Source organism: Klebsiella sp. CN_Kp097 (genome assembly GCF_040064495.1).
Taxonomy (GTDB): Bacteria; Pseudomonadota; Gammaproteobacteria; order Enterobacterales; family Enterobacteriaceae; genus Klebsiella; species Klebsiella aerogenes.
In genome coordinates, this window is record NZ_JBEAIL010000001.1 from 92,935 (window position 1) to 118,318 (window position 25,384).

Here is a 25,384-nt window from a genome sequence, read left to right on the forward strand (position 1 = left end):
CTCATGGTTGCATGTGTTGTCGTGGGGGAATCCCCTACTGCATCCTCAGGCTTTACCCGCGCGGCGGGAAGATATAATTTTTCTATAGGTGATGCTTTTTTCTGATAGGGGTGAGCGGTGAAATATCTTCCCAAATTAAACCAGCTGCAGGCGCTACGGCAGGTGGCGCGCAGCGGCAGCATCCGTTCGGCGGCGCGTGAACTGGGGCAATCGCAGCCGGCGCTGAGCCGGACATTACGTGAGCTGGAGCAAATCCTCGGTACGCAACTTTTTCTGCGTAGTAAAGAAGGCGTCGCCCTGACCGAAGCGGGAATCGCTTTCTTACAGCGCGCGGAGTGGGTGCTGGAGGAGCTGCGGCGCGCGGCGGATGAGGTGGAACAGATTAACCATGTCACCCACGGTCGGCTGACGGTCGGCTTTTCGTCGTTGATTGCCCTGACGGTATTTCCGCAAGTGGCCGAAGGGTTTAAGCAGGCGCTGCCGCAGGTGCAGATGACGGTGAAAGAAGGGCAGCTTTCGTCGCTGCTGCCGGGCGTCCGCAGCGGAGAGATAGACCTGGCGATCGGATCGGTCGACCCGATGCATCCGCCGGAAGGGGTGATGCTGGAACCGCTGTTTACCGCGCCGTTCTGTGTCATCGCGCGCAAGGGGCATCCGCTGGCGCACGAGAGCGATCTGCTGGCGCTGCGTAAAGCCCGCTGGCTGCTGCCGGTGTCGCCGATGGGCTACTACCAGCAGTTACAAAACGAGCTGATTCACTTTTATCGCCAGGTGTCGATTACCCCGCTGCGCACCGACTCGGTCATTGTCGGTTTGCAGATGGTACTGGAATCCGATTATTTGACCATCGTCGCGCGCGCCATGAACCAGCCGCTGCAGCTTGGCGAAAAGCTGGTCACGCTGCCGGTATCCACGCTCCCGGCGGCGCAGTATTGCGCGGTGTGGTCGCAAAAATCGGCGCTCACCGCCAATGCTCGGCTGTTTCTCAATCGGCTGCGAAGCGCCTGTCAGCGCTACGCCTGGTAAAACGGCGGTTCGCCAGCTGGCTGAGGGCGCAGCACAGTAAATAGTAAACTGCGCCGGTAAAGACGAATATCGCCAGCGGGTAGATTTGCACCCGGTTATTGACCTGCCCGGCGACGGTAGTGAGTTCAGGCACGTTGACGATAAACGCCAGCGAGGTGTCCTTCAGCAGGCCGATAAAAATGCCGACCAGCGACGGCTGGACGTTGCGCAGCGCCTGCGGTAGCAGGATTAAGCGTAGCGTCTGGCCAGGAGTGAAGCCCTGCGTCAGCGCCGCTTCATGCTGGCCACCGGGCAGGGAGCGCAGCCCCGCCAGCACCGAGTGCATCACCGAGGCGGCGGTGAACCACGCCAGCGCCAGGGTGACCGTTACTGCGCCCGGTAGATCGCCGCCGGTCAGCATCGGCAGCAGATACCACAGCCAGAAAATAACGAAGATCAGCGGGATACCGCGAATAATTTCCGCCCACAGGAATAGCAGACGACGGACCGCTCCGCCGTAGCGCCAGGCGGCGCAGGCTAGCAGAATACCGCCCGGTAGCGCCAGTGCGGTCGCGCCGATGGCCATCAGTAAGGTGAGCGCCACGCCGCCGGGTTGGCCTTCCGCCAGCCGTCCCCACAGCAGATAATCAAGGTTGTCGGCGATCACCGCGAGGTTAGCGTTCATGTTGTGCGCTCCGTGGCTGACGATATCCTGGACCGAAGCGCGTCAGCGCCAGTCCCATAACGATACCCAGCGCCAGATACAGCGCGGTGCCGACAGCAAAGGCCTCCAGCGCATGGGCGTTATAGCTCTCGATTTGCCGTACCTGGTAGGTGAGCTCGGCGAAGCCAATACCGCTGGCCAGCGAAGAGAGTTTCATCAGGTTCAGGTACTGGCCGACAATCGGCTGCCAGGCGTTGGCCAGCCCCTGCGGCAGCAGAATAAAACGTAATTCCCCCCACGGGCTAAATCCCTGCGACAGCGCCGCTTCGCGCTGGCCGTGGCTGACGGCGCGCAGTCCGGCGGCAATCTCTTCCACCAGAAATGCCGAGGTAAATACGCCGAGCCCCCACATTGAGCAGAGAAATTCCGGCGTCAGCCACCAGACGTCGCCCGGTAGAATCGACCAGCTATGGGAGTCGTTGATAAAATCGCGCGCCGCCAGCGGCAGCAGGTTCCAGGCGGCGAAGTACCAGAACAGCAGTTGGACCAATAGCGGCGTATTGCGAAACAGCGATACCCACGCCGCCACCAGCCAGCGGCCGGGGCGTCCGCCGCCGAGACGCAGCGCCAGCAGTAGCACCGCCAGCGCGGTGGCCAGCAGTATCCCGGCCACGCTGACCCAGACGGTAGTGAGAAAACCGGAGATAATCCACTGCAGCGGCTGCCCGCTGAGCACGCCATGCCAGTCGAGAATCGCCATCACTCAACGCTCTTCTGATGTAGCGGGTCGAGCACCTTCTGCAGAAAACGGCGGGTACGCGCATGCTGCGGGCGGGCGAAAAATTCCGCCGGCGGCGCGGTTTCGAGGATTTCGCCACCGTCGATAAACACCACCCGATCGGCGATTTCGCGGGCAAACTGCATCTCGTGAGTGACCACCACCATGGTGATACCGCTGTGGGCCAGGGCTTTCATCACCTGCAGCACTTCGCCGATCATCTCCGGATCCAGCGCCGAGGTTGGTTCATCAAACAGGATGATTTGCGGCGAGGAGGCAAGGGCGCGGGCGATGGCGACGCGCTGCTGCTGGCCACCGGAGAGCTGAGCGGGCATCTGCCGCGCTTTATCCGTGAGACCGACCTGGGTGAGTAATTCCAGCGCCCGCTTTTGGGCGGCATCGTGTTGCCAGCCGTGCACGCGCTCCAGCGCGAGGGTAATATTCTCCTGCGCCGTCAGGTGAGCGTAGAGATTGAACTGTTGAAAAACGAAGCCGACCCGGCTGCGCAATTGGCGCAGCGCGCTGCCGGTCAGGCGGCGGGTCGGTTTGCCATCGATGAGGATCTCGCCGCCGCTTAACGATTCAAGCTGGTTGATCAGGCGGATCAGCGTTGATTTACCCGATCCTGATGGCCCGAGGATCGCCACCACTTCGCCGGGATTGACCGTTAAATTAACGCCGTTTAGTACCTGATGATCGCCGTAGCGTTTAACCACGTCGCGAAAGGTAATACTGGCCTGCTGCAGATGCGAGAAATCCGCAGCCGAAGCCGCGGAGCGTGAAAATAAGGCGGAAAACATCTGGGTTATTTCGCTTCTATGGTAAAGGCGCGCGGCTGCGGAGAGGCGGTGCCAGGGCCAAACCAGGTGTCGTAGATTTTCGCCGCCTGGCCGGATTTTTCCAGCTTAACCAGCTCGTCGTTTACCGCTTTCAGCAGCGCCGGCTCGCCTTTTTTCACACCGACGCCAATTTCTTCTTTGCTCAGCAAATCCGGCAGAATTTTAAAGTTGGCTTTATCCGGCGCGCCCGCCAGCAGCCCGGCGAGAATGGTGCTGTCCTGGGTTATCGCCTGCACGTTGCCGTTTCGCAGGGCGGTCAGCGCCAATGGAATATCGTCATAGGAGAGCACCCGCGACTGCGGGAAGCGCTGGTGCAGCGCCTGTTCGCCGGTGGTGCCTTTTACCGCGCCGATGCGCGCTTTGCTGTAGTCATCCAGTTTATCCGGCGACTTAGACGGAACCAGGAACTGCTGGCCGGTTACAAAGTAGGGCGTTGAGAAATCAATTACCTGCGCGCGCTCCGGGGTAATGGTGATATCGGCGACGATCAGGTCGGCCTTACCGGACTGCAGCAGCGGAATACGGTTAGCCGGGTTAGTGGCCACCAGCTCAAGCTTGACGCCAAGAGATTTCGCCAGCGCCTGCGCGAAATCGACGTCGTAACCCACCAGTTGATGGGTTTTCGCATTCACGGAACCAAACGGCGGGTTAGCGTCGAAGGTGGCGACCTTCACCACCCCGGCGGCTTTGATATCGGCTAACTGGTCGGCCTGAACCTGGGCGGTCAGCAGCAGCGCGCCCAGCGCAAAAGCGATTTTGGTATAAGTTTTATGCATCATCATTCCCCTGAATCCCTGTTTTGTTTTGTGTTTATCACGCTCCCACAAAAGCGCCTCGTCCGGCAAAGAAGAAAAAATTCTTATCTATAACCAAAATCTCTTAATAAAAATGGGGATATTGCCGTTAATCAAATCGCTTTTACAGGAAGGGGTTGGTCACCGAAGCGCAGCGGCGAATATGCATCTTCCAGGATTACAAATTCGGAATTGATATTTCCCGCCCGTCGGCGATTGTGGTTGAAATAACAACAACGCAAACCCGACCGATGGAGGAGAAATGAAAGTAGCGCTGTGGCAACGGATTACCGGCTGGCTGGCTTTTTTATCTAACGGAGAAGCCGGGCAGCAAGATGGTCAACGGATGATGGAGGCGATCTTGCCGGTCGCCAGCCTGTATGGCGTGGATCTCGGCAACGTGGAAACCCGGTGGTTTCGCCATGACAAAACATACTGAGCGGCGCTGGACGCGCGAAGCCTACTGGAACGAGGTGTGCTCTGTGTAGCCGAAGGCTGCTTGCGGTTGCGGTAAAAAGGAGAGGCTCCGCAGCCCAAGCAGCTTTAAACCCAGGCCCCAACGCCTGTTCGCCCTGTTTTTTTCCCATCCCCGTTTTGCAATTTCCCCGCCGTCACGGTATAAATGACCTTCATTTGGATGTTTAGACGTCCATACATAAAGAAGGCAATATGCAAACAACATCACAACAACAAGGTGGGCAACTTAAGCGCACCATGAAAACGCGCCACCTGATTATGCTCTCGCTGGGCGGCGTCATTGGCACAGGGTTATTCTTCAATACCGGCTATATTATCTCGACCACCGGCGCGGCGGGCACGCTACTGGCGTATCTGATCGGCGCGCTGGTGGTCTGGCTGGTGATGCAGTGTCTTGGCGAACTGTCGGTGGCGATGCCGGAAACCGGCGCCTTTCACGTGTATGCCGCGCGTTATCTCGGCCCGGCGACCGGCTATACCGTGGCGTGGCTCTACTGGCTGACCTGGACCGTGGCGCTCGGCTCGAGCTTTACCGCCGCCGGATTCTGTATGCAGTACTGGTTCCCACAGGTGCCGGTGTGGGTCTGGTGCGTGATTTTCTGCGCGGTGATTTTCGCCCTGAATGTTATCTCTACCCGCTTCTTTGCCGAAGGCGAATTCTGGTTCTCGCTGGTCAAAGTGATCACCATCCTTGCTTTTATTATTCTCGGCGGCGCGGCCATCTTCGGTTTTATTCCGCTGACCGATGGTTCACCGGCCCCGGGGCTGCATAACATCACCGCCGAAGGCTGGTTCCCTCATGGCGGCCTGCCGATCCTGATGACCATGGTGGCGGTGAACTTCGCTTTCTCGGGCACCGAACTTATCGGCATCGCCGCCGGCGAGACGCAAAACCCGCATCAGGTGATTCCGGTCGCGATCCGCACCACTATTGCCCGGCTGATTATTTTCTTTATTGGCACCGTTTTCGTGCTCGCCGCGCTGATCCCGATGCAGCAGGCGGGGGTGGAAAAAAGCCCGTTCGTACTGGTGTTTGAAAAGGTCGGCATTCCTTATGCGGCGGATATTTTTAACTTCGTGATCCTGACCGCGATTTTGTCGGCGGCCAACTCCGGCCTGTATGCCTCCGGACGGATGCTGTGGTCGCTATCAAATGAGAAGACGTTGCCAGCCTGCTTTGCCAAAGTGAATAAACGCGGCGTGCCGCTAACCGCGCTGTCGGTAAGCATGCTGGGCGGCGTGCTGGCGCTGTTTTCCAGCGTAGTCGCGCCGGATACGGTGTTTGTTGCGCTGTCGGCGATTTCCGGTTTTGCGGTGGTCGCGGTATGGCTGAGCATCTGCGCGTCGCATTTTGTCTTCCGCCGCCGCCATCTGCAACAGGGCAAAGCCTTAAGCGAGCTGCACTATCGCGCGCCGTGGTATCCGCTGGTGCCGGTGCTGGGGTTTGTCCTCTGCCTGGTAGCCTGCGTGGGGCTGGCCTTTGACCCAAGCCAGAGTATTGCGCTGTGGTGCGGGATCCCGTTCGTCGCGCTATGTTATGGTGCTTATTATCTGACTCGTACACGGAAATTAACTCAGGAGCCGCAACATGCCGCAGAATAATCCGCTAACCGCTATCCTTGAAACGCAACCGTTCGTGCTGCTGGATGGCGCGATGGCGACGGAGCTGGAAGCGCGCGGCTGCAATCTGGCCGATAGTTTATGGTCGGCGAAGGTACTGCTGGAGAATCCGCAGCTGATCCGCGATGTGCATCTCGACTATTTCCGCGCTGGCGCACAGGTGGCGATCACCGCCAGCTATCAGGCAACGCCGGCAGGCTTTGCCGCCCGCGGGCTGGATGAGGCGCAGTCGAAGGCGCTGATAGGTAAAAGCGTCGAGCTGGCGCGTAAAGCCCGCGAGGCGTACCTGGCGGAAAACCCGCTGGCGGGAACGCTGCTGGTGGCCGGGTCGGTCGGGCCGTATGGCGCGTATCTGGCGGATGGCTCTGAGTATCGCGGCGATTATCAGCGCAACGCGGAGGCGTTTCAGGCGTTCCACCGTCCGCGCGTCGAAGCGCTGCTGGATGCCGGGGCGGACCTGCTGGCCTGTGAAACGCTACCGTCGTTTGCTGAAATCACGGTCCTGGCGGCGCTGCTGAGCGACTACCCGCGCGCCCGCGCCTGGTTCTCGTTGACCCTGCGCGACGCCGAACATCTCAGTGACGGCACGCCGCTGCGCGAGGTTGTTGCGGTATTGGCCGATAATCCTCAGGTGCTGGCGCTGGGGATTAACTGTATCGCGCTGGAAAATACCACCGCCGCGCTACAGCATCTGAACAGCCTGACGTCGCTGCCGCTGGTGGTCTATCCTAACTCCGGCGAGCACTATGATGCGCTGACCAAGACCTGGCATCATCACGGTGAAGCCTGCGCGACGCTTGCAGCCTATTTGCCGCAGTGGCTGGCGGCTGGCGCCAGGCTGATTGGCGGCTGTTGTCGCACCACGCCCCAGGATATCGCCGCGCTGGCGGCGGGCCGCTAACACCTGTATTTCTTTCCCCCCGGATGGCGGCGCTCTGCGACTGATCCGGGCTACCAGTACCGCGAGCCGGGGGAACCCATTTCTTTAATCCCTGTTTTTAACTATCTAATCCCGCTTTTCTTCTAAAAACGATTCGCTATTAGGCAGAATTTTTAATTACTTCATCTCCACGCTGATGCCGGAAATACTGCACCCATAACAACTAAGGGGAAGCAGACACTATGGCATTCACATCGCGAATTACTCTTCTGGCGGCGCTGGCTTTCGCTGCCTTCCAGGCGCAGGCGGTTAACGTCACCGTCGCCTATCAAACCTCCGCTGAACCGGCGAAAGTCGCCCAGGCGGATAACACCTTCGCCAAAGCCAGCGGCGCCACCGTTGACTGGCGTAAATTCGACAGCGGCTCCAGCATCGTACGCGCGCTGGCCTCAGGCGATGTGCAAATCGGCAACCTCGGCTCCAGCCCGCTGGCGGTGGCCGCCACTCAGCAAGTACCGATTGAAGTGTTCCTGCTGGCCTCAAAGCTTGGTAATTCCGAAGCGCTGGTAGTGAAGAAAGATATCACTAAGCCGGAAGATCTGATTGGCAAGCGCATTGCGGTACCGTTTATTTCGACCACCCACTACAGCCTGCTTTCCGCGCTGAAACATTGGGGAATCAAACCGGGTCAGGTGCAGATTATCAACCTGCAGCCGCCGGCGATTATTGCCGCCTGGCAGCGCGGCGATATCGATGGCGCTTACGTGTGGGCGCCAGCCGTTAACGAACTGGAAAAAGAGGGCAAGGTGCTGACCGACTCCGCGCAGGTGGGGCAATGGGGCGCGCCGACGCTGGATGTCTGGGTCGTACGTAAAGACTTTGCCGAGCAGCATCCGGAAATCGTGAAAGCTTTCGCTAAAAGCGCCATCGACGCGCAGCAGCCCTATATCGCCAACCCGGAGGCGTGGCTGAAGCAGCCGGAAAATCTCAGCAAGCTGTCGCGACTGAGCGGCGTGCCGGAGGCGGATGTACCGGTGTTAGTCAAAGGCAATACCTATCTTACCGCCGCCCAGCAGGCGCAGGAGCTTAACGGCCCGGTGAACCAGGCGATTATCGATACCGCGAAATTCCTCAAAGAGCAGGGCAAAGTGCCGGCCGCAGGAACCGACTATAGCCAGTTCGTTACCGACCGTTTCGTGAAATAAAAGGAGGCTCTGATGCTGCAAATCTCGCATCTTTCCGCTGATTATGGCGGTAAACCAGCGCTGGTGGATATCAACCTGACGCTGGACAGCGGCGAACTGCTGGTGGTGCTGGGCCCCTCCGGCTGCGGCAAAACCACGCTGCTGAACCTGATTGCCGGATTCGTGCCCTATCAGCACGGCAGCATCACCCTTGAAGGCCGCCGCATCGACGGGCCGGGCGCCGATCGCGGCGTGGTGTTTCAAAATGAAGGCCTGCTGCCGTGGCGCAACGTGCTGGATAACGTCGCGCTGGGACTACAGCTGGCGGGGGTGGAAAAGACCCGACGCCGGGAAATCGCCGCGCAGATGTTAAAAAAAGTCGGCCTGCAGGGGGCGGAAAAACGCTTTATCTGGCAGCTGTCCGGCGGCCAGCGCCAGCGTGTCGGTATTGCGCGCGCGCTGGCGGCGGATCCGCAGCTTCTGCTGCTGGATGAGCCCTTCGGCGCGCTGGATGCCTTTACTCGCGAGCAGATGCAAACCCTGCTGCTGCGCCTGTGGCATGAAACCGGCAAGCAGGTGCTGTTGATTACCCACGATATCGAAGAAGCGGTATTTATGGCCAGCGAGCTGGTGCTGCTGTCGCCGGGGCCGGGGCGGGTGCAGGAACGCCTGCCGCTGGAGTTTGGCCGCCGTTTTGTCGCCGGTGAATCCTGCCGCAGCATTAAATCGGATCCGCAATTTATCGCCCAGCGCGAATATGTGCTTAGCAGGGTGTTCGAACAACGGGAGGCTTTCTCATGAGCGTGGTCCTCAATGATAAACCGCGCCAGCGCGCGCTGAAGTGGCGCTGGCCGCTCTCACGGCAGCTGACCCTTAGCGTGGCGACGCTGGCGGTGTTGCTGGCTATCTGGTGGGCGGTGACCGCGCTGCAGCTGATTAGCCCGCTGTTTTTACCCTCGCCGTGGCAGGTATTACAGAAGCTACTGACCATTGCCGGGCCGCAAGGCTTTATGGACGCGACCCTGTGGCAGCATCTGGCGGCGAGCCTGACGCGTATCGCCATCGCGCTGGTACTGGCGGCGATCGTTGGCGTGCCGGTGGGGATCGCCATGGGATTGAGTCCAACGGTACGCGGGATCCTCGACCCGCTGATCGAACTGTATCGTCCGGTACCGCCGCTGGCGTGGCTGCCGCTGGTGATCATCTGGTTCGGCATTGGCGAAACGCCGAAAATCTTACTGATCTATCTGGCTATTTTCGCCCCGGTAGTGATGTCGACGCTGGCGGGGGTTAAAAGCGCGCAGCAGGTCCGCGTTCGCGCCGCACAGTCTTTAGGGGCCAGTCGCGCTCAGGTGCTGTGGCTGGTGATCCTGCCGGGCGCGCTGCCGGAAATTCTTACCGGCCTGCGCATTGGCCTTGGCGTCGGTTGGTCGACGCTGGTGGCGGCGGAGCTGATTGCCGCCACTCGCGGCTTAGGTTTTATGGTGCAATCCGCCGGTGAATTCCTGGCGACCGATGTGGTGTTAGCCGGGATCGCGGTGATTGCGATAATCGCATTTGTTCTGGAACTGGGACTGCGCGCGTTGCAGCGCCGCCTGACGCCCTGGCATGGAGAAGTACAATGAGTGAACGTCTGAGCATTACCCCGTTGGGGCCGTATATTGGCGCACAGGTGGCCGGAGCCGATTTGACCCGTCCGTTAAGCGACAATCAGTTTGAGCAGCTATACCACGCGGTGCTGCGCCATCAGGTGGTGTTCCTGCGCGAGCAAAATATCACCCCGCAACAGCAGCGCGATCTGGCGTTACGTTTTGGCGATTTGCATATCCATCCGGTCTATCCGCATGCGCCGGGCGTGGATGAAATTATCGTGCTGGATACCCATAACGATAATCCGCCGGACAACGATAACTGGCATACCGACGTGACCTTTATCGATACGCCGCCGGCGGGGGCGATTCTGGCGGCGAAGGAGTTACCTTCTACCGGCGGCGATACCCTGTGGACCAGCGGTATTGCCGCCTGGGAAGCTCTATCCGAACCGTTTCGCCAGCTGTTGAGCGGGTTACGCGCGGAGCACGATTTCCGCAAATCGTTCCAGGAGTACAAGTACAACAAGACGGAAGCGGAGCATCAGCGCTGGCGCGAGGCGGTGGCGAAGAACCCGCCGCTGTTGCACCCGGTGGTACGTACCCATCCGGTAACCGGTAAGCAGGCGCTGTTCGTCAATGAAGGGTTTACCACCCGTATTGTGGATGTCAGCGAGAAAGAGAGCGAGGCGCTGCTGAATTTCCTGTTTGCTCACGTCACAAAACCGGAATTCCAGGTGCGCTGGCGCTGGCAGCCGAACGATGTGGCGATTTGGGATAACCGGGTGACGCAGCATTACGCCAACGCCGACTATCTGCCGCAGCGGCGCATCATGCACCGCGCGACAATTCTTGGCGATAAGCCGTTCTACCGGGCGGGATAAACGGCTAGAGATGCGCGCCGATGTAGCGCTGGTAGCGGTTGGCTTTCAGGTAGGTTAAATCCACCAGCACCAGCCCATCGACGCAGTGATTAAAGTCCGGGTCGCTGCCGAAATCGATAAACTGCACGCCTCCCGGCTCGCACACTTCCGAGTACTGTTTATACAGCGGCGGGATGCCGCAGCCGAGGTTGCCGAGCAGGGACTTCAGCCGCGTCAGGTCTTCGGTGTAATCCTCGCCGCCAAACTGCGCCAGCACCTCGGGTAGCGAAGCTGGGTAGGGGCGACGGGATTTGGCCAGCGGATGCGTCGCCGGAAACCATAAGCGGTAGAAGGCGACCAGCAAATCGCGGACATCGGGCGGCAGTCCGCCTGAAATTGAGACCGGGCCAAAAAGATAGCGATAGTGCGGGTTTCGCGCCAGCCAGGCGCCGATGCCTGACCAGAGATAATCCAGCCCGCGGCGCCCCCAGTAGCGCGGCTGAATGAAACTGCGCCCCAGTTCAATCCCGTGCTGCAGAATATCGTCCATCCGCGCGTCGTAGTGGAACAGGCTGTAGCTGTAGATGCCCTCCAGTCCTCGTTTCTCCAGTTGCATGGCGGTAGGCATAAAACGATAGGCGCCGACGATCTCCAGATCCTCTTCATCCCATAAAATCAGGTGCAGATAGTCATCATCGTAGCTATCGATATCGCGGCGTTTGCCGCTGCCTTCGCCGACCGCCCGGAAAGCGATCTCCCGCAGACGGCCCAGTTCGCGTAGCAGCGGCGCCTCTTCCTGGCCGTTGCGCTGCCACAGATAAATCAGCTTACCGTCGGCGGTTTTGCCCAAACATTCGGTTTTTGCCAGCTCGCGTTTGAGCAGCGCGCGGTCTTCCGGGCGGGCGATCGCGCTTTCGCTTTTAAACAGGCCGGGGTGTCCTTTACCGAGGCGCTCGACGTGGCGGTAGCAGCGGTCCGCCAGTTCGCGGGCGGAAAGCTGCGGCTGATGCCACGATGACCACGCGATTTGCTGGCCAATGCGTAACGGCAAGCTGCTATCGCGGCGGCGAAACATCTGCTGCATTAATAGCAGCAGCGGCAGATTCTTGGAGAGCAGGGCGCTGGCGTAGAACAGCGGGCTGTTGTGGGCGCGGATCCACACCGGCAGCAGCGGCGCGCGGTATTTCGCCGCCAGCTTGATGAAGCCGGGATGCCATTTTTTATCACGGATGCCGCGGCGGGTCAGACGCGAAACTTCCCCCGCCGGGAAGAAGATCAGCACGCCGCCCTGCTGAAGCTGTTGGTCCATCTGCTGCAGCGCCGCTTTGGCGGTACGGCCGTTGATATTATCCACCGGAATAAACAGCGAGCTCAGCGGTTCAAGATGGGTCAGCATGCGGTTAGTGACGACTTTGACATCGCGCCGCACGCGGGAGACCGCATAGAGCAGAGCGAGACCATCGAGCGTGCCGGTCGGATGGTTGGCGATAATCACCAGCGGGCCATGTTCGGGGATTTGTTCGAGGTCATGCGCCGGAATAGCGCAACGGATGTTGAGATGTTCGAGGACCTGTTCGACCGTATCCAGTCCTTTCAGGTGACGATGGCGGGCGGCAAATTGCTGGAACTCTTCTTCATACAGAAGCTTTTTCAACACCTTTTTCTGCCAGGGGGCGGGCCTCGCTTGAGGCCACAGGTCATCGAGAACGTTGTCGAGACTAAACATAGTGACTCCTCCTCTGTCCTGCCCAGACAGTAGAAGGCGCAGATGTCGTTCAGATTACAATTCGGTGAAGATTCGGTCTCAGCAGGTGAGGTTTCCCGGATAGCGGCTCACGCCTCATCCGGGCTACGATCTGGCATTTGGTTGGTAGCCCCGGTAAGCGTCAGCGCTACCGGGGAGGATCCCCGGATAGCGGCTTACGCCTTATCCGGGCTACGGTTTGGCATTTGGTTGGTAGCCCCGGTAAGCGTCAGCGCCACCGGGGAGGATCTCCGGATAGCGACTTACGCCTTATCCGGGCTACGGTTTGGCATTTGGTTGGTAGCCCCGGTAAGCGTCAGCGCCACCGGGGAGGGGCCCCGGATAGCGGCTTACGCCTTATCCGGGCTACGATTTGGCATTTGGTTGGTAGCCCCGGTAAGCGTCAGCGCCACCGGGGAGGGGCTATCGGCGTTCGCCGCAGCTAAGCTCAAAGCTTTCGCCAGCCCAGTTTGCAGGATATAGCCCGCGTTGGACATCTCGATGAAAGGTTGAAAATGGCCAATCTATAACCTGCGTAACCCAGCCATGTTTTAATGGATTGATATATATGTAATCAACATGGCGGCGATAATCTTCTTCATCACGTATGGCATGCTCCCAGAAGCGAGGTTGCCAGATATGTTGTCGTTTTAATGTTCTGCTAAAGCAGCCTTTGATATCGCGCCAGCGTGAAGAAAAATCGTCATCATTATTGGGAAGTGTCCAGATACAGTGGAGATGTTCAGGCAATACCACCCAGGCATTAATGATAAAAGGGCGACGTTGTTTTACAACGGAGATGGAGTAGCGAAATAATGCAATTCTTTCAGTCAGAAGCCTGCTTCTACGGTCTTTCAAATTAACGGTAAAGAACCAGGTTCCCCCCTTGATGTAATAACGTCGATAAGCAACCACAGCTTCTCCTGGTAGGCAGCGTTTATAATGTGATTTAAGACGTTAAAGGAGAAGAGAAGGTTCGCCAAGGAGCCATCACGGAAGATGGAAAACGGCACGCAAAATCTGATTCCCGGATAGCGGCTAACGCCTTATCCGGGCTACGATTTGGCATTCGGTTGGTAGCCCCGGTAAGCGTCAGCGCCACCGGGGAGAGGGAAGGTTTAACGCAGGATTTTTTTCTCGGCCAGATCGAGGGCGAAATAGCTGAAGATCAGGTCCGCGCCCGCGCGTTTAATTGCGCCAAGGCTTTCCAGCACCACTTTCTCTTCGTCGATAGCGCCAGCCTGCGCGGCAAATTTGATCATCGCGTACTCGCCGCTGACCTGATAAGCGCCGAGCGGCAGGTTGCTGCGCTCGCGGATATCACGCAGGATATCCAGATAGGCGCCGGCCGGTTTCACCATCAGGCAGTCCGCGCCCTGGGCTTCATCAAGCAATGACTCGCGAATTGCCTCGCGACGGTTCATCGGGCTCATCTGGTAAGTTTTACGATCGCCCTTCAGCGCGGTACCGGCGGCTTCGCGGAACGGGCCGTAGAACGATGAGGCGAATTTGGTTGAGTAAGACATAATCGCGGTATTGGTAAAGCCTGCGGCATCCAGCGAACGGCGGATCGCCTGTACCTGTCCATCCATCGCGGCGGATGGCGCGATGAAATCAGCGCCGGCGGCCGCGGCGACTACCGCCTGCTTACCGAGGTTTTCCAGAGTCGCATCGTTATCGACGCCGTGCTCGCACAACACGCCGCAGTGGCCGTGCGAGGTGTATTCGCAGAAGCAGGTATCGGACATGACGATCATTTCCGGCACCGCCTGTTTGGCGATACGGGTCATGCGCGCCACCAGACCGTTTTCATTCCAGGTATCGCTACCGGTCGCGTCGGTATGGTGGGAAATACCAAAGGTCATCACTGAACGAATCCCGGCGTTGGCGATGCGCTCAATTTCGCGCGCCAGATGTTTTTCCGGAATACGCATGACGCCAGGCATCGCTTCGATGGCTTTGTAATCGTCAATTTCTTCTTCAACAAAGATCGGCAACACCAGGTCGTTCAAACTCAGTGTTGTCTCTTCAAACATGGCGCGCAGCGAGGCGGATTGACGCAGGCGGCGTGGGCGAGTGATTAAATCTGTCATGGTTTGCCTGATTTTGTGAAATGAAAGAAGGTAGTGTACCGCAAACGACAGCGGGATGTTTCGCCAAAACGATCCTTAACAATCAGTGGCAAAACATCCCGCAACGATTACTGGCTGGCGGTTTCCATATTCGGCTGCACGCCGCTTAAGGCGCTGACGAGGTCGTTGACGCCGTCGCTCATGGCGCTGAAACGGGTCAACGCGGAACGGGTCACCACCACGAAGACCCCGACGTTAGCCTGCGGGTTCATCGCCATATAGGTAATAAATCCGCCGCCGCCGCCGGTTTTCTGAATAATGCCCGGATGGCCGTTTTTCGGCTTCATGTACACCCAGCCAAGACCCAGCGCATCGGCTTTACCCGGAACATCCATGCCGATCACTCGGGTGAGCTGGGTACGTTGATAAATCAGCGTCTGCATGCGATCGGCCTGCTGGCCGCGAGTATAGAAATCCGAAGAGAGGAACTGCTGCATCCAGCGCATCATATCGCCCGGGGTCGAATACACGCCGCCGCTGCCGATGGCCGCGAGGGTGTTATTACACGGGCTGGCGCCTTTCTCCGCCACCATCAAGCGTTGACACTGATCCGGCGATGGGGTGAAGGTGGTGTCCTTCATGCCGAGCGGGCGGGTGATTTGTTCTTCAAACAGCTGCGGGTAGGGCTTACCGGCGGCGGTCGATAGCGCATCGGCCAGCAGGTCGAAGGCCAGGTTGGAATAGGCCGCCTGCGAACCCGGTGTGGTTTTAAGCGTAGCCGTCGACAGCCAGTTCCAGCGCTGCTGGCGGGTCGGCCAGACGAATACCGGGCGATGCGCCGCGCCGCCGGGCTGCTCGCGCGGCAGGGCGCTGGTGTGGGTTGCGAGATTGACCAGCGTAATCGGTACGCCCTGGTAGGTTGGCACCCGCGCGCCAGGCGGCGCGTATTTACTCAGCGGATCGTCAAGCTTAACCAGTCCCTGATCGAGCAGTTTCACCAGCATTTCACTGGTCATCAGCTTACTCAGAGAGGCGATGCGGATAACGGAATCCAATTGTGGATGCTGATTATTACCCGGACGGGTTTCGCCGAAGCTGCGGAATACGCGCTGGTTGCCGTCGATAACCACCATCGCCATGCCGGTGGCGCCGCTGCCGTAATAAATATGTTCGGCGAAGCGGTCGACCACATCAGAAGTAAATACCGGATCAACGCTCGGCTGAACCGCCTGGGCTGAGGTCCACGACGCCGCGCACAGCGCAGCAAAAATGAGCAAACTACGTTTCAACGGAGGCATCCATCGTTTATTAGGGGAATATACACCGTATTTATACTACGAAGTCGCGGCGAGCAAAGTGGGAATAACGACAATATTTCACAGAAAAGCGTAACGGTGCGTAAAAATGACTTTTTTCCGCTTTCAGATATCTGCTTTTCCGCCTGACGCGTATGATTAAGCTCTTATTCATCTTATAAAAGAGAGTGGTGATGGCATCTCAACGGGTTCTGATGGTAGTGGATATGCAAAACGGCGTATTCGAGACGCCGCGTGTCGATCGCGAACGCTGCGTAGCGCAAATCAATCGCCTGATTCACGCCGCCGATAGCGTTATTTTCATTCAGCACGCTGAAGCAGGCGGCCTGGAAGAAGGAAGCGAAGGATTCGCGCTGCTGCCTGAACTGGCGCAACCCGCCGGGGCGCGCTACGTCACCAAAACGGCCTGTGATGCGTTTTATAAAACCGATCTTGAACAGGTGCTGCGCGAGAACGGAACTCACGCTTTTGTTATCTGCGGCTGCGCGACCGATTATTGCGTCGATACCACCATCAAAAACGGCGCCAGCCGCGGCTACGCCATCACTATTGCCGAAGATGCCCATACCACCGCCAATCGCACCGCCGCCGAGGCTAAAACGCTGATCGCTCACTATAACGAGGTGTGGCGGACTTTCACCCTCCCCGGTAATCCATTACGCGTGAAACCCGTAGAAACAATTCTTGCCGAATGGCAGACGAACTAAGTCGCTGATATCCGGTCTCATCATGGGTCCGCTTTACTTCGCCGCCGCGCGTTGCGGCGGGCGTACGTGTGGTACACAGCAAAAACAGAACGATAAGAAGTTAGCAGGAGAGTACGATGTTTAAAGCTTTTTTCCCCAAACCGGGGCCGTTTTTTATTTCTGCCTTTATCTGGTCGCTGCTGGCGGTGATCTTTTGGCAGGCGGGCGGCGGCGACTGGCTGCTGCGGATAACCGGCGCATCGCAAGATGTCGCCATCAGCGCGGCGCGGTTCTGGTCGCTCAACTATCTGGTATTCTACGCGTATTACCTGTTCTGCGTCGGCGCCTTTGCGCTGTTCTGGTTTATCTATAGCCCGCATCGTTGGCAATACTGGTCGATTCTCGGCACCTCGTTGATTATTTTTGTCACCTGGTTTTTGGTGGAAGTTGGGGTGGCGATCAACGCCTGGTATGCGCCGTTCTATGACTTGATTCAGAGCGCGCTGGCCACACCGCACAAGGTCAGCATCAATCAGTTCTACCACGAGATTGGCATTTTTCTCGGCATCGCGCTGATTGCGGTGGTGATTGGCGTGCTGAATAACTTCTTCGTCAGCCACTATGTGTTCCGCTGGCGTACCGCGATGAACGAACACTATATGGAACACTGGCAGCATCTGCGCCATATTGAAGGTGCAGCTCAGCGTGTGCAGGAAGACACCATGCGCTTCGCCGCGACGCTTGAAGACATGGGCGTAAGCTTTATTAATGCGGTCATGACCCTGATCGCCTTCCTGCCGGTGCTGGTTTCGCTGTCGGCGCATGTGCCGGACCTGCCGATCGTTGGCCATTTACCGTATGGACTGGTGATCGCCGCTATCGTGTGGTCGCTGATGGGAACCGGGCTGCTGGCGGTGGTCGGGATCAAGCTGCCGGGCCTGCAATTTAAAAACCAGCGGGTAGAAGCCGCCTATCGTAAAGAGCTGGTGTATGGTGAGGATGACGCCAACCGCGCCACGCCGCCGACCGTGCGCGAACTGTTCAACGCGGTGCGCCACAACTACTTCCGTCTCTATTTCCACTATATGTATTTCAATATCGCCCGTATTCTTTACCTGCAGGTGGATAACGTTTTCGGCTTGTTCCTGCTGTTTCCGTCGATTGTCGCCGGTACGATTACGCTCGGCCTGATGACCCAGATCACCAACGTGTTCGGCCAGGTACGCGGCTCGTTCCAGTATCTGATAAGTTCGTGGACCACGCTGGTGGAACTGATGTCCATCTATAAACGTTTGCGCAGCTTTGAGCGCGAACTGGATAACAAAGGGCTGCAGGAAGTCTCTTCAACCGTTAATTAATAAATGCAAGGAAGGTTTATGGCGCAGGTTTCTCGCGGTGTTTCACTCTCTTTTACGCTGCTGGCCGGGTTGGTGCTGAGCGCCTGTACCAGCCAGCAGGCGCCTAAGTTGAAAGAAGGCGAGAAGCCGGTGGATGTTGCCGCCGTGGTGCGGCAAAAAATGCCCGCCAGCGTCAAAGACCGCGAGGCCTGGGCGCAGGCGATTGCCAAAACCTTTGACAGCCAGAAGCTGGCGCCGACGGAAGAAAACGTCTGTTCGGTGCTGGCGGTCGCGCAGCAGGAATCAAACTATCAGGCCGATCCGGCGGTGCCGGGCCTGAATAAAATCGCCTGGCAGGAAATTGACCGCCGGGCGGAAAAAATGCATATCCCGGTATTTCTGGTGCATACCGCGCTGAAAATCACCTCACCAAACGGTAAAAGTTACAGCGATCGCCTGGATAACGTCAAAACGGAAAAACAGCTGAGCGCGATTTTTGATGACTTCATTGGCATGGTGCCGATGGGCCAGAAGCTGTTCGGCTCTCTCAACCCGGTGCATACCGGCGGGCCAATGCAGGTAAGCATCGCCTTTGCCCAGCAGCACACTGATGGTTATCCGTGGAAAATGGGCGGCACCGTGCGCCAGGAAGTCTTCAGTCTACGTGGCGGGTTGTGGTTCGGCACCTATCATCTGCTCAACTACCCGGCTAACTACAGCGTGCCGCTGTACCGCTTTGCTGATTTCAATGCCGGTTGGTATGCCAGCCGTAATGCCGCCTTCCAGAATGCGGTGGTTAAAGCCACCGGCGTTAAGCTGGCGCTGGATGGCGATCTTATTCGCTATGACAGCGAGGAACCCGGAACGACTGAGCTGGCGGTGCGCCGTTTAGCCGGGCAGTTGGGGATGAGCGATGGCGATATCCATCGTCAACTGAAGAAGGGGGATAGCCTGGCGTTTGAAGAGAGCGATTTGTATAAGAAAATATTCAAAATCGCCGAGAAAAAGGCCGGGAAAACACTTCCGCGCGAGATGTTGCCAGGGATCCAACTGGAAAGCCCGAAAATCACCCGCAATCTCACCACCGCGTGGTTTGCTAAGCGGGTCGACGATCGCCGCGCCAGCTGTATGGCGCGTCGTTAACGGTTATGGTACCAGCGCAGGATAAGCCCCAGCGCGCCGACCAGCAGGCTACCAAACAGGAACGGAATTAAACCGAACAGGGTACCGACGCCGAGCCCAATTTCAATACGCGGGCGGTTGGTATCCTGAATCTGAATGAGATGTTCGAATACGCCAGGCGCGTGTACCAGCATGCTCAACATTTGCGCGCCGGCCCAGATGCACAGCAGAACAAAAAGCGCGTAGGCAATGTTACCGCTGGTGACCGATACCTTCTTTTTGTTGCTCCCCATCAGCGTCTTTGAAAACGTAAATTCAGCCATATAAACCTCCGCAACACCTGTTCCGCTGGTTTTCCCCCAGCTCTATAGACAGGAATTCTGGCAGCGGCGGGCGTTTCCCTGTATCAGATTGCTGGTAATTTCTGCCAGGAATAATCCTGTTTTGACAAAACTGTCGGCGGGCCCGCATTGCACAAAAGGGAGAGCGGCTTCGCATTGTGCGAACAATCTTGTTGGCGCGGCGGGCGGCTATGCGATGATGTTTTTTTCTGCAGGAGTCGTTATGAAGCTGACCGACAAAATCCGCCGTGACTGGCACTACTACGCGTTCGCGCTGGGGTTAATTTTTATTTTGAATGGCGTGGTGGGGCTGCTGGGGTTTGACGCGCAGGGGTGGCAATCTTATGCCGTCGGTCTGGCGACGTGGGTCGTGAGCTTCTGGCTGGCGGGATTTGTTATTCGCCGCCGTCCGGCAGAAGAGGCGTAATATCCCCGGCAAGACGTGGTAGTTATTATTATCGGTTTGCGATCGTTTCGACCTGGAAAAACGGTTGTTCTGTGCTGTTTCCAGGCACATTGCGCTCCCGATAATTCTTCTGCGTTATGTCTCTCATGGCGCAGGGAGCGCACAGAGGGCGGCCAGTCGCCGCCGCCATCCGGCGCGAAAGTGGCTTTTTACCCGCGGTTATTGCCCGGCGGCGCTACGCTTGCGCGGGCCTACAGATCACATGCCGGCGTAGATACTGTTATCGGTTTGCAACTTTTTAAGGGTTTTTCCCGGACGCGGCGCGTTGCGCCTTCTCCGGGCTACCAAATCGCAAAGCGCTGTAGCCCCGGTAAGCGGCAGCGCCACCGGGGGTTGAGAGCACCAGTAGTGTCAGCCAGCGTGGTGAAGAAATTAACAGCAGGCCGCACGGACCGTAGGTCGGATAAGGCGTTAGCCGCCATCCGACAAAATAACGGCACCGCGGTAGCCCGGGTAAGGCGGTACGCCGCTACCCGGGAAAGAGGCTTAGCTCATTGAGGTTTTCAGCGCGCGGTCGGCGGCGTGGCGCTCCAGCGCCAGCTCGATCAGGCGGCTTATCAGGCTGGTGTAATCCAGGCCGCTGGCCTGCCACAGCTTCGGATACATGCTGATGTTGGTAAAGCCAGGCAGCGTGTTGATTTCGTTGATCACCACCTCGTTATCTTCCGTCAGGAAGACGTCCACGCGGGCCATTCCGCTGCAGCCGAGCGTTTGGTAAGCGCGGACGGCGATATCGCGGATTTTGTCGTTGATCTCCGGGGCGATGGCTGCCGGAACCAGCACCTGCGCGCCTTTATCATCAATGTACTTGGTATCGTAGGCATAGAATTCGCTATTGAGAACGATCTCCCCGCAGGTGCTGGCCTGAGGATAATCATTGCCCAGCACCGCGCACTCGATTTCACGGCCCTTAATCCCTTGTTCAACTACCACTTTATGGTCGAATTCAAAGGCTAACGCGACGGCCTGCAGGTACTCTTCTTCGCTCTTCACTTTGCTGACGCCGACGGAAGAACCCTGGTTCGCGGGCTTCACGAACAGCGGTAACTCCAGCTTCGCTTTGACATCGGCAAAGCTGAACTGCTGGCGGTTGGCGCGAGTCAGGGTGATGAACGGCGCAATCGACAGACCGGCATCGCGTAGCAGGCGTTTAGTAACGTCTTTATCCATGCAGGCGGCGGAGCCCAGCACATCGGATCCGACGAACGGCAAATTCGCCATCCGCAGCATCCCCTGCAGCGAACCATCTTCGCCAAGGGTGCCGTGAACAATCGGGAAGATAACGTCGATGGCTGCCAGCGGCTGGCCGCTATCGGCATTGATCAACTGATGGGCATCGCGACCGGGAATTTGCGCCAGCGTCACGTCTGATGGGCGCAGCGCGATATGGGCGGGATCCTGCGGGTTCAGCAGATAGTTGCTGGCATCGTTGATATGCCAAAGCCCCTGTTTATCGATTCCCAGCAGCACAACATCAAAGCGCGTTTTATCAATTGCTTCGACGATATTTTTGGCTGACTGCAGCGACACTTCATGTTCTGCCGACTTACCGCCAAAAACGATCCCAACCCTCATTTTAGCCATTTCAACTTCCATCCTGATTACATCAAAACACATAACATAGCATGGGTTTTAGCGAGATGGCTGCCTGAATCTTTACCCTATGCTGCAGAGGGTTAAATGCTGCGCATTCGTCGCTATCCGCCGATGTGCCTCAGCACATCGCACTGACGAGAATGCGGTTATCTTCGATTATGTTTGTCTACTCCGCGGTCAGGGCGATAAAACACCAAACTCGCGGCATGCGCATCTCTGGTGCTACGTGCGGAGACGGAAATTGCTAAGCTAGGTAATAATTAACGAAACACTAATGAATACGCGTAGTTATGGAATCCTGGAAGGTTAATCTCATTTCTGTCTGGTTCGGCTGTTTTTTCACCGGACTCGCCATCAGTCAAATTCTGCCCTTCTTACCGCTGTATGTCTCTCAGTTGGGCGTTACCTCACATGAAGCGCTGTCGATGTGGTCGGGCTTGACCTTTAGCGTCACCTTCCTGGTGTCGGCGATTGTTTCGCCGATGTGGGGGAGCCTGGCAGACCGCAAAGGGCGCAAACTGATGCTGCTGCGCGCCTCCCTTGGCATGGCGATAGCAATTTTGCTACAGGCTTTTGCGACCAACGTTTGGCAGCTTTTTATTTTGCGTGCGGTAATGGGGCTAACCTCAGGCTATATACCCAACGCCATGGCGCTGGTGGCCTCGCAGGTGCCGCGTGAACGCAGCGGTTGGGCGCTAAGTACGCTCTCGACGGCGCAGATAAGCGGCGTGATCGGCGGCCCGCTGCTTGGCGGTTTTCTTGCCGACCACGTCGGCCTGCGGGCGGTATTTTTCATTACCGCGATTTTACTGACGGTCAGCTTCCTCGTGACCTTGTTTCTGATTAAAGAGGGCGCCCGGCCGCAAATGAGCAAAGCTGAACGCCTGAGCGGTAAAGCGGTCTTTGCTTCATTGACCCATCCGGGGCTGGTGATTAGCCTGTTTTTCACCACCCTGGTTATCCAGTTGTGTAACGGCTCTATCGGGCCGATTCTGGCGTTATTTATCAAGTCGATGGCGCCGGATAGTAACAACATCGCGTTTCTTGCGGGGATGATTGCCGCCGTACCGGGGATTTCGGCGTTGATTTCCGCGCCTCGGCTGGGGAAACTCGGCGATCGCATCGGGACGTCGCGTATTCTGCTGGCGACGTTATGTTGCGCGGTGGTGATGTTCTTTGCGATGTCGTTCGTGACTTCGCCGCTGCAGCTCGGGGTATTGCGCTTCCTGCTGGGCTTTGCCGACGGCGCGATGTTACCGGCGGTCCAGACGCTGCTCTTGAAATACTGCAGCGATAACGTCACCGGGCGTATTTTCGGTTATAACCAGTCATTTATGTATCTGGGTAATGTCGCCGGGCCGCTCATTGGCGCTTCGGTCTCGGCAATGGCGGGTTTCCGTTGGGTGTTTATTGCCACTGCGTTGATTGTCCTGATTAATATCTGGCAACTGGCGATTATGTTACGCCGAAGCCGCCGCGCGGCCGTTTAAATAAAAATATTGGGCGCTCATAATGGCGCCTTATATTAATCAGCTGATATAGCTATTAACCATTACCTTTAGTTATCCTTAAATAGTGCGACGTATATTCCATTTTATTATTTACTATTAAATTTGGTTATAGAATTATCTTTTAGCTATTAATTATAGGAGCATTCCCTTTGTTGCCTGGCGGTAATAAAAACGTTTCGCTGAATATTATTGCAGGAATAACCCTATTATTTGAAAATAATTCTGGTATCGATATGCCGATGTATGACATAACTAGGCCATTATGGATGTTGCTTAAGGATAATGCGTAATGAAAAATCTCATTGCTGAGCTGTTGGTCAATCTGGCGCAAAAAGAAGAAGAGGCAAAAGAGCTGACGGTACAGGTTGAGGCGCTGGAAATTGTCGTCACCGCGTTGCTGCGCCATATGGCTGAGGATGCACAGCAACGTTTGATTCAGGATATCGAAACCGCCATGGAGCAGGTCAAGCCCGGGCCGCTGGTGGACGACCGTGACACCCAGCTTCTGCAGCAATATATAAAAAAGCTGCTCCGGCATCCTCGTAACTAATCATGTGACCAGTAAGGATGCTGTCATTTTTCTGTCACACCACTTTTATAAAGTCTCCCTCGTTTTGTTTTTTAAGTATTTTTTACATGGAGACGACAAAGTGAAATTATCTGCCCTCTTTATTGCCCTGTTACCGCTGCTGGCTCCCCCGGTTATTCATGCACAAACAACTTCTTCTCCGGTGCTGGAAAATCGCGCGGCGCAGGGCGATATCACGACCCCAGGCGGGGCGCGCCGTTTAACGGGCGATCAGACCGAAGCGCTGCGCGCTTCGTTAATCAATAAGCCGGCGAAAAATATTATTTTGCTCATTGGCGATGGCATGGGTGATTCAGAAATTACCGCCGCACGAAATTATGCCGAAGGCGCCGGCGGTTTCTTTAAAGGTATTGATGCCCTGCCGCTGACGGGCCAATACACCCATTATTCTCTGGATAAAAAAACCGGCAAGCCGGATTACGTGACTGATTCCGCCGCTTCGGCAACCGCGTGGACCACCGGCGTGAAAAGCTATAACGGCGCGCTGGGCGTTGATATCCACGAAAAAGATCATCAGACCATCCTTGAGCTGGCGAAAGCCGCGGGTCTTGCCACCGGCAATGTCTCGACTGCTGAACTGCAGGATGCGACGCCGGCGGCGCAGGTGGCCCATGTGACCTCGCGTAAATGCTATGGCCCTAGCGTGACCAGCGAAAAATGCGCCAGCAACGCGCTGGAAAAAGGCGGCAAGGGCTCTATCACCGAACAACTGCTGAATGCCCGTCCGGATGTCTCTTTAGGCGGCGGGGCGAAGACCTTTGCTGAAACGGCGACCGCAGGGGAGTGGCAGGGGAAAACCCTGCATGAGCAGGCGGTCGCTCGCGGCTATCAGATTGTGACCGACGCCGCTTCACTCGCCGCTATCAGCGAAGCAAATCAGGGTAAACCACTGCTCGGTCTGTTCTCCGACGGCAATATGCCGGTGCGGTGGGAAGGCCCGAAAGCCTCTTATCACGGCAATATCGACAAACCGCCGGTAACCTGTACCCCAAATCCGAAACGCGATGCTTCCGTACCGACGCTGGCGCAGATGACCGAAAAAGCGATTGATCTCCTTAGCCGCAACGAGAAAGGTTTCTTCCTGCAGGTTGAGGGGGCGTCTATCGATAAACAGGACCACGCGGCAAACCCTTGCGGCCAGATTGGCGAAACCGTCGACCTCGATGAAGCGGTACAGAAAGCGCTGGAGTTTGCCAAAAAAGAGGGTAATACCCTGGTGATCGTCACCGCCGATCACGCCCACTCCAGCCAGATTATCCCGGCAGACACGAAAGCGCCGGGCCTGACCCAGGCGCTGACGACCAAAGATGGCGCGGTAATGGTGATGAGCTATGGCAACTCTGAAGAAGAGTCGATGGAACACACCGGCACCCAACTGCGTATTGCCGCCTATGGCCCGCATGCGGGCAACGTGGTGGGTCTCACCGACCAGACCGATCTGTTTTACACCATGAAAGACGCGCTGGGCCTGAAATAACCCGCGGCCGGTAATGAATTTACGTTACCGGCTGGTTTTTTTGCTGATAGCGACCAGACTTACAGGGATCCACTAACAGAGGGATGGTGTGATGAAAATAACATTTCTGGTAACCCTACTTTTTGGTTTGGTCTTTGTTGCCGCGGTAAGTGCCGCAGATAAAACGTTAACGCCTCAGCAGCAGAAAATGAGCGCATGTAATACCGAAGCGGCGTCAAAGTCGCTGAAGGGTGATGAACGTAAAACCTTTATGAGCAATTGCCTGAAGAAAGATGCGCCAGCGGCCGGCAAGACGCTGACGCCTCAACAGCAGAAGATGAGCGCCTGCAGCAAAGAAGCGTCGTCGAAATCGCTGAAGGGTGACGATCGTAATAAGTTTATGAGTACCTGTTTGAAGAAATAAGCATGTCGGGTGGGGCGGTGGCGCCTCACCC

General features: G+C 57.1%; 26 protein-coding genes. 16 read left to right on the forward strand and 10 right to left on the reverse strand.

Features of this window, described 5'->3' with window-relative positions:
- Window positions 1–117 precede the first annotated feature (117 nt).
- Window positions 118–1,026 carry a LysR substrate-binding domain-containing protein gene (locus tag ABLV07_RS00480; RefSeq protein ID WP_032707516.1) on the forward strand — a complete coding sequence of 303 codons (909 nt, stop codon included), beginning with the start codon at window positions 118–120 and terminating at the stop codon, window positions 1,024–1,026.
- Here ABLV07_RS00480 and ABLV07_RS00485 read toward each other — a convergent pair.
- The 4 genes from ABLV07_RS00485 to ABLV07_RS00500 are packed head-to-tail and all read right to left on the reverse strand — an operon-like array spanning window position 986 to window position 4,065.
- The gene (locus tag ABLV07_RS00485) at window positions 986–1,690 is read right to left on the reverse strand and encodes an amino acid ABC transporter permease (RefSeq protein ID WP_047076168.1); all 705 of its coding nucleotides are present in this window, start codon (window positions 1,688–1,690) and stop codon (window positions 986–988) included. The genes ABLV07_RS00480 and ABLV07_RS00485 overlap by 41 nt on opposite strands.
- Window positions 1,680–2,432, reverse strand: coding sequence for an amino acid ABC transporter permease (locus tag ABLV07_RS00490; RefSeq protein WP_161798764.1), 753 nt, complete (start codon window positions 2,430–2,432; stop codon window positions 1,680–1,682). The genes ABLV07_RS00485 and ABLV07_RS00490 overlap by 11 nt, the downstream gene beginning before the upstream one ends.
- Window positions 2,429–3,247, reverse strand: a complete 819-nt coding sequence (locus tag ABLV07_RS00495; protein ID WP_348853259.1) for an amino acid ABC transporter ATP-binding protein — start codon at window positions 3,245–3,247, stop codon at window positions 2,429–2,431. The genes ABLV07_RS00490 and ABLV07_RS00495 overlap by 4 nt, the downstream gene beginning before the upstream one ends.
- A gap of 5 nt (window positions 3,248–3,252) precedes the next feature.
- Entirely contained in the window at window positions 3,253–4,065 is an 813-nt protein-coding gene (locus ABLV07_RS00500; RefSeq protein ID WP_348853258.1) for an ABC transporter substrate-binding protein, read from the reverse strand.
- A gap of 277 nt (window positions 4,066–4,342) precedes the next feature.
- Here ABLV07_RS00500 and ABLV07_RS00505 point away from each other — a divergent pair, with 277 nt between their 5' ends.
- The 7 genes from ABLV07_RS00505 (at window position 4,343) to tauD (ending at window position 10,714) form a co-directional block, all read left to right on the forward strand.
- Window positions 4,343–4,519, forward strand: coding sequence for a hypothetical protein (locus ABLV07_RS00505; protein ID WP_015368101.1), 177 nt, complete (start codon window positions 4,343–4,345; stop codon window positions 4,517–4,519).
- Between the two features lie 230 nt (window positions 4,520–4,749).
- Window positions 4,750–6,159 (forward strand): S-methylmethionine permease, encoded by a 1,410-nt coding sequence (gene mmuP, locus ABLV07_RS00510; protein WP_015704529.1) that lies wholly within the window; start codon window positions 4,750–4,752, stop codon window positions 6,157–6,159.
- On the forward strand, window positions 6,146–7,078 hold the full coding sequence (gene mmuM, locus ABLV07_RS00515) for a homocysteine S-methyltransferase (protein ID WP_047740015.1): 933 nt from the start codon (window positions 6,146–6,148) through the stop codon (window positions 7,076–7,078). Before mmuP ends, mmuM begins: the two co-directional genes overlap by 14 nt.
- A 221-nt stretch (window positions 7,079–7,299) precedes the next feature.
- Window positions 7,300–8,262 (forward strand): taurine ABC transporter substrate-binding protein, encoded by a 963-nt coding sequence (gene tauA, locus ABLV07_RS00520; RefSeq protein WP_015368105.1) that lies wholly within the window; start codon window positions 7,300–7,302, stop codon window positions 8,260–8,262.
- A 12-nt stretch (window positions 8,263–8,274) separates the two neighbouring features.
- Entirely contained in the window at window positions 8,275–9,042 is a 768-nt protein-coding gene (gene tauB / locus ABLV07_RS00525; protein ID WP_047740014.1) for a taurine ABC transporter ATP-binding subunit, read from the forward strand.
- Window positions 9,039–9,866 (forward strand): taurine ABC transporter permease TauC, encoded by an 828-nt coding sequence (tauC, locus tag ABLV07_RS00530; RefSeq protein WP_020079520.1) that lies wholly within the window; start codon window positions 9,039–9,041, stop codon window positions 9,864–9,866. The genes tauB and tauC overlap by 4 nt, the downstream gene beginning before the upstream one ends.
- The gene (gene tauD, locus ABLV07_RS00535; RefSeq protein WP_015704533.1) at window positions 9,863–10,714 is read left to right on the forward strand and encodes a taurine dioxygenase; all 852 of its coding nucleotides are present in this window, start codon (window positions 9,863–9,865) and stop codon (window positions 10,712–10,714) included. Before tauC ends, tauD begins: the two co-directional genes overlap by 4 nt.
- A gap of 4 nt (window positions 10,715–10,718) precedes the next feature.
- On the opposite strand, the gene ABLV07_RS00540 is transcribed toward tauD, so the two are convergent.
- The 4 genes from ABLV07_RS00540 to ampH form a co-directional block, all read right to left on the reverse strand.
- Window positions 10,719–12,419, reverse strand: a complete 1,701-nt coding sequence (locus tag ABLV07_RS00540) for a GNAT family N-acyltransferase (RefSeq protein WP_047740013.1) — start codon at window positions 12,417–12,419, stop codon at window positions 10,719–10,721.
- A 441-nt stretch (window positions 12,420–12,860) separates the two neighbouring features.
- Window positions 12,861–13,352 (reverse strand): transposase, encoded by a 492-nt coding sequence (locus tag ABLV07_RS00545; protein WP_020079518.1) that lies wholly within the window; start codon window positions 13,350–13,352, stop codon window positions 12,861–12,863.
- 203 nt (window positions 13,353–13,555) lie between these two features.
- Window positions 13,556–14,530: a porphobilinogen synthase gene (gene hemB / locus ABLV07_RS00550; protein ID WP_015368036.1), complete on the reverse strand. Its 975-nt coding sequence runs from the start codon at window positions 14,528–14,530 to the stop codon at window positions 13,556–13,558.
- A 107-nt stretch (window positions 14,531–14,637) separates the two neighbouring features.
- Window positions 14,638–15,798, reverse strand: a complete 1,161-nt coding sequence (gene ampH, locus ABLV07_RS00555; RefSeq protein WP_015368035.1) for a D-alanyl-D-alanine-carboxypeptidase/endopeptidase AmpH — start codon at window positions 15,796–15,798, stop codon at window positions 14,638–14,640.
- 221 nt (window positions 15,799–16,019) lie between these two features.
- Here ampH and ABLV07_RS00560 point away from each other — a divergent pair, with 221 nt between their 5' ends.
- From ABLV07_RS00560 to ABLV07_RS00570, 3 genes are all read left to right on the forward strand, one after another.
- Complete coding sequence (locus tag ABLV07_RS00560) at window positions 16,020–16,532, forward strand: isochorismatase family protein (protein ID WP_162378691.1); 513 nt, start codon at window positions 16,020–16,022, stop codon at window positions 16,530–16,532.
- A gap of 116 nt (window positions 16,533–16,648) precedes the next feature.
- Window positions 16,649–17,869 (forward strand): peptide antibiotic transporter SbmA, encoded by a 1,221-nt coding sequence (gene sbmA / locus ABLV07_RS00565; protein WP_020079516.1) that lies wholly within the window; start codon window positions 16,649–16,651, stop codon window positions 17,867–17,869.
- Window positions 17,870–17,887: 18 nt separating this feature from the next.
- Window positions 17,888–18,991, forward strand: coding sequence for a DUF1615 domain-containing protein (locus tag ABLV07_RS00570; protein ID WP_126027549.1), 1,104 nt, complete (start codon window positions 17,888–17,890; stop codon window positions 18,989–18,991).
- Here the strand turns inward: ABLV07_RS00570 and ABLV07_RS00575 are convergent.
- Window positions 18,988–19,293 (reverse strand): DUF2755 family protein, encoded by a 306-nt coding sequence (locus tag ABLV07_RS00575; RefSeq protein ID WP_015368031.1) that lies wholly within the window; start codon window positions 19,291–19,293, stop codon window positions 18,988–18,990. The genes ABLV07_RS00570 and ABLV07_RS00575 overlap by 4 nt on opposite strands.
- A 241-nt stretch (window positions 19,294–19,534) precedes the next feature.
- Here ABLV07_RS00575 and ABLV07_RS00580 point away from each other — a divergent pair, with 241 nt between their 5' ends.
- Window positions 19,535–19,738, forward strand: coding sequence for a DUF2754 family protein (locus ABLV07_RS00580; protein ID WP_015368030.1), 204 nt, complete (start codon window positions 19,535–19,537; stop codon window positions 19,736–19,738).
- Window positions 19,739–20,263: 525 nt separating this feature from the next.
- Here the strand turns inward: ABLV07_RS00580 and ddlA are convergent.
- Window positions 20,264–21,361, reverse strand: coding sequence for a D-alanine--D-alanine ligase (ddlA, locus tag ABLV07_RS00585; protein ID WP_348853257.1), 1,098 nt, complete (start codon window positions 21,359–21,361; stop codon window positions 20,264–20,266).
- A 302-nt stretch (window positions 21,362–21,663) separates the two neighbouring features.
- Between ddlA and ABLV07_RS00590 the strand changes: the two genes are divergently transcribed.
- The 4 genes from ABLV07_RS00590 (at window position 21,664) to ABLV07_RS00605 (ending at window position 25,353) form a co-directional block, all read left to right on the forward strand.
- Window positions 21,664–22,863 carry a multidrug efflux MFS transporter gene (locus ABLV07_RS00590; protein WP_020079514.1) on the forward strand — a complete coding sequence of 400 codons (1,200 nt, stop codon included), beginning with the start codon at window positions 21,664–21,666 and terminating at the stop codon, window positions 22,861–22,863.
- Window positions 22,864–23,173: 310 nt separating this feature from the next.
- Window positions 23,174–23,434 carry an anti-adapter protein IraP gene (gene iraP / locus ABLV07_RS00595; RefSeq protein ID WP_015368026.1) on the forward strand — a complete coding sequence of 87 codons (261 nt, stop codon included), beginning with the start codon at window positions 23,174–23,176 and terminating at the stop codon, window positions 23,432–23,434.
- Window positions 23,435–23,534: 100 nt separating this feature from the next.
- Window positions 23,535–24,950 carry an alkaline phosphatase gene (gene phoA / locus ABLV07_RS00600; RefSeq protein ID WP_015368025.1) on the forward strand — a complete coding sequence of 472 codons (1,416 nt, stop codon included), beginning with the start codon at window positions 23,535–23,537 and terminating at the stop codon, window positions 24,948–24,950.
- A 91-nt stretch (window positions 24,951–25,041) separates the two neighbouring features.
- Window positions 25,042–25,353, forward strand: a complete 312-nt coding sequence (locus tag ABLV07_RS00605; RefSeq protein ID WP_020079512.1) for a PsiF family protein — start codon at window positions 25,042–25,044, stop codon at window positions 25,351–25,353.
- The last annotated feature ends 31 nt before the right edge of the window (window positions 25,354–25,384 follow it).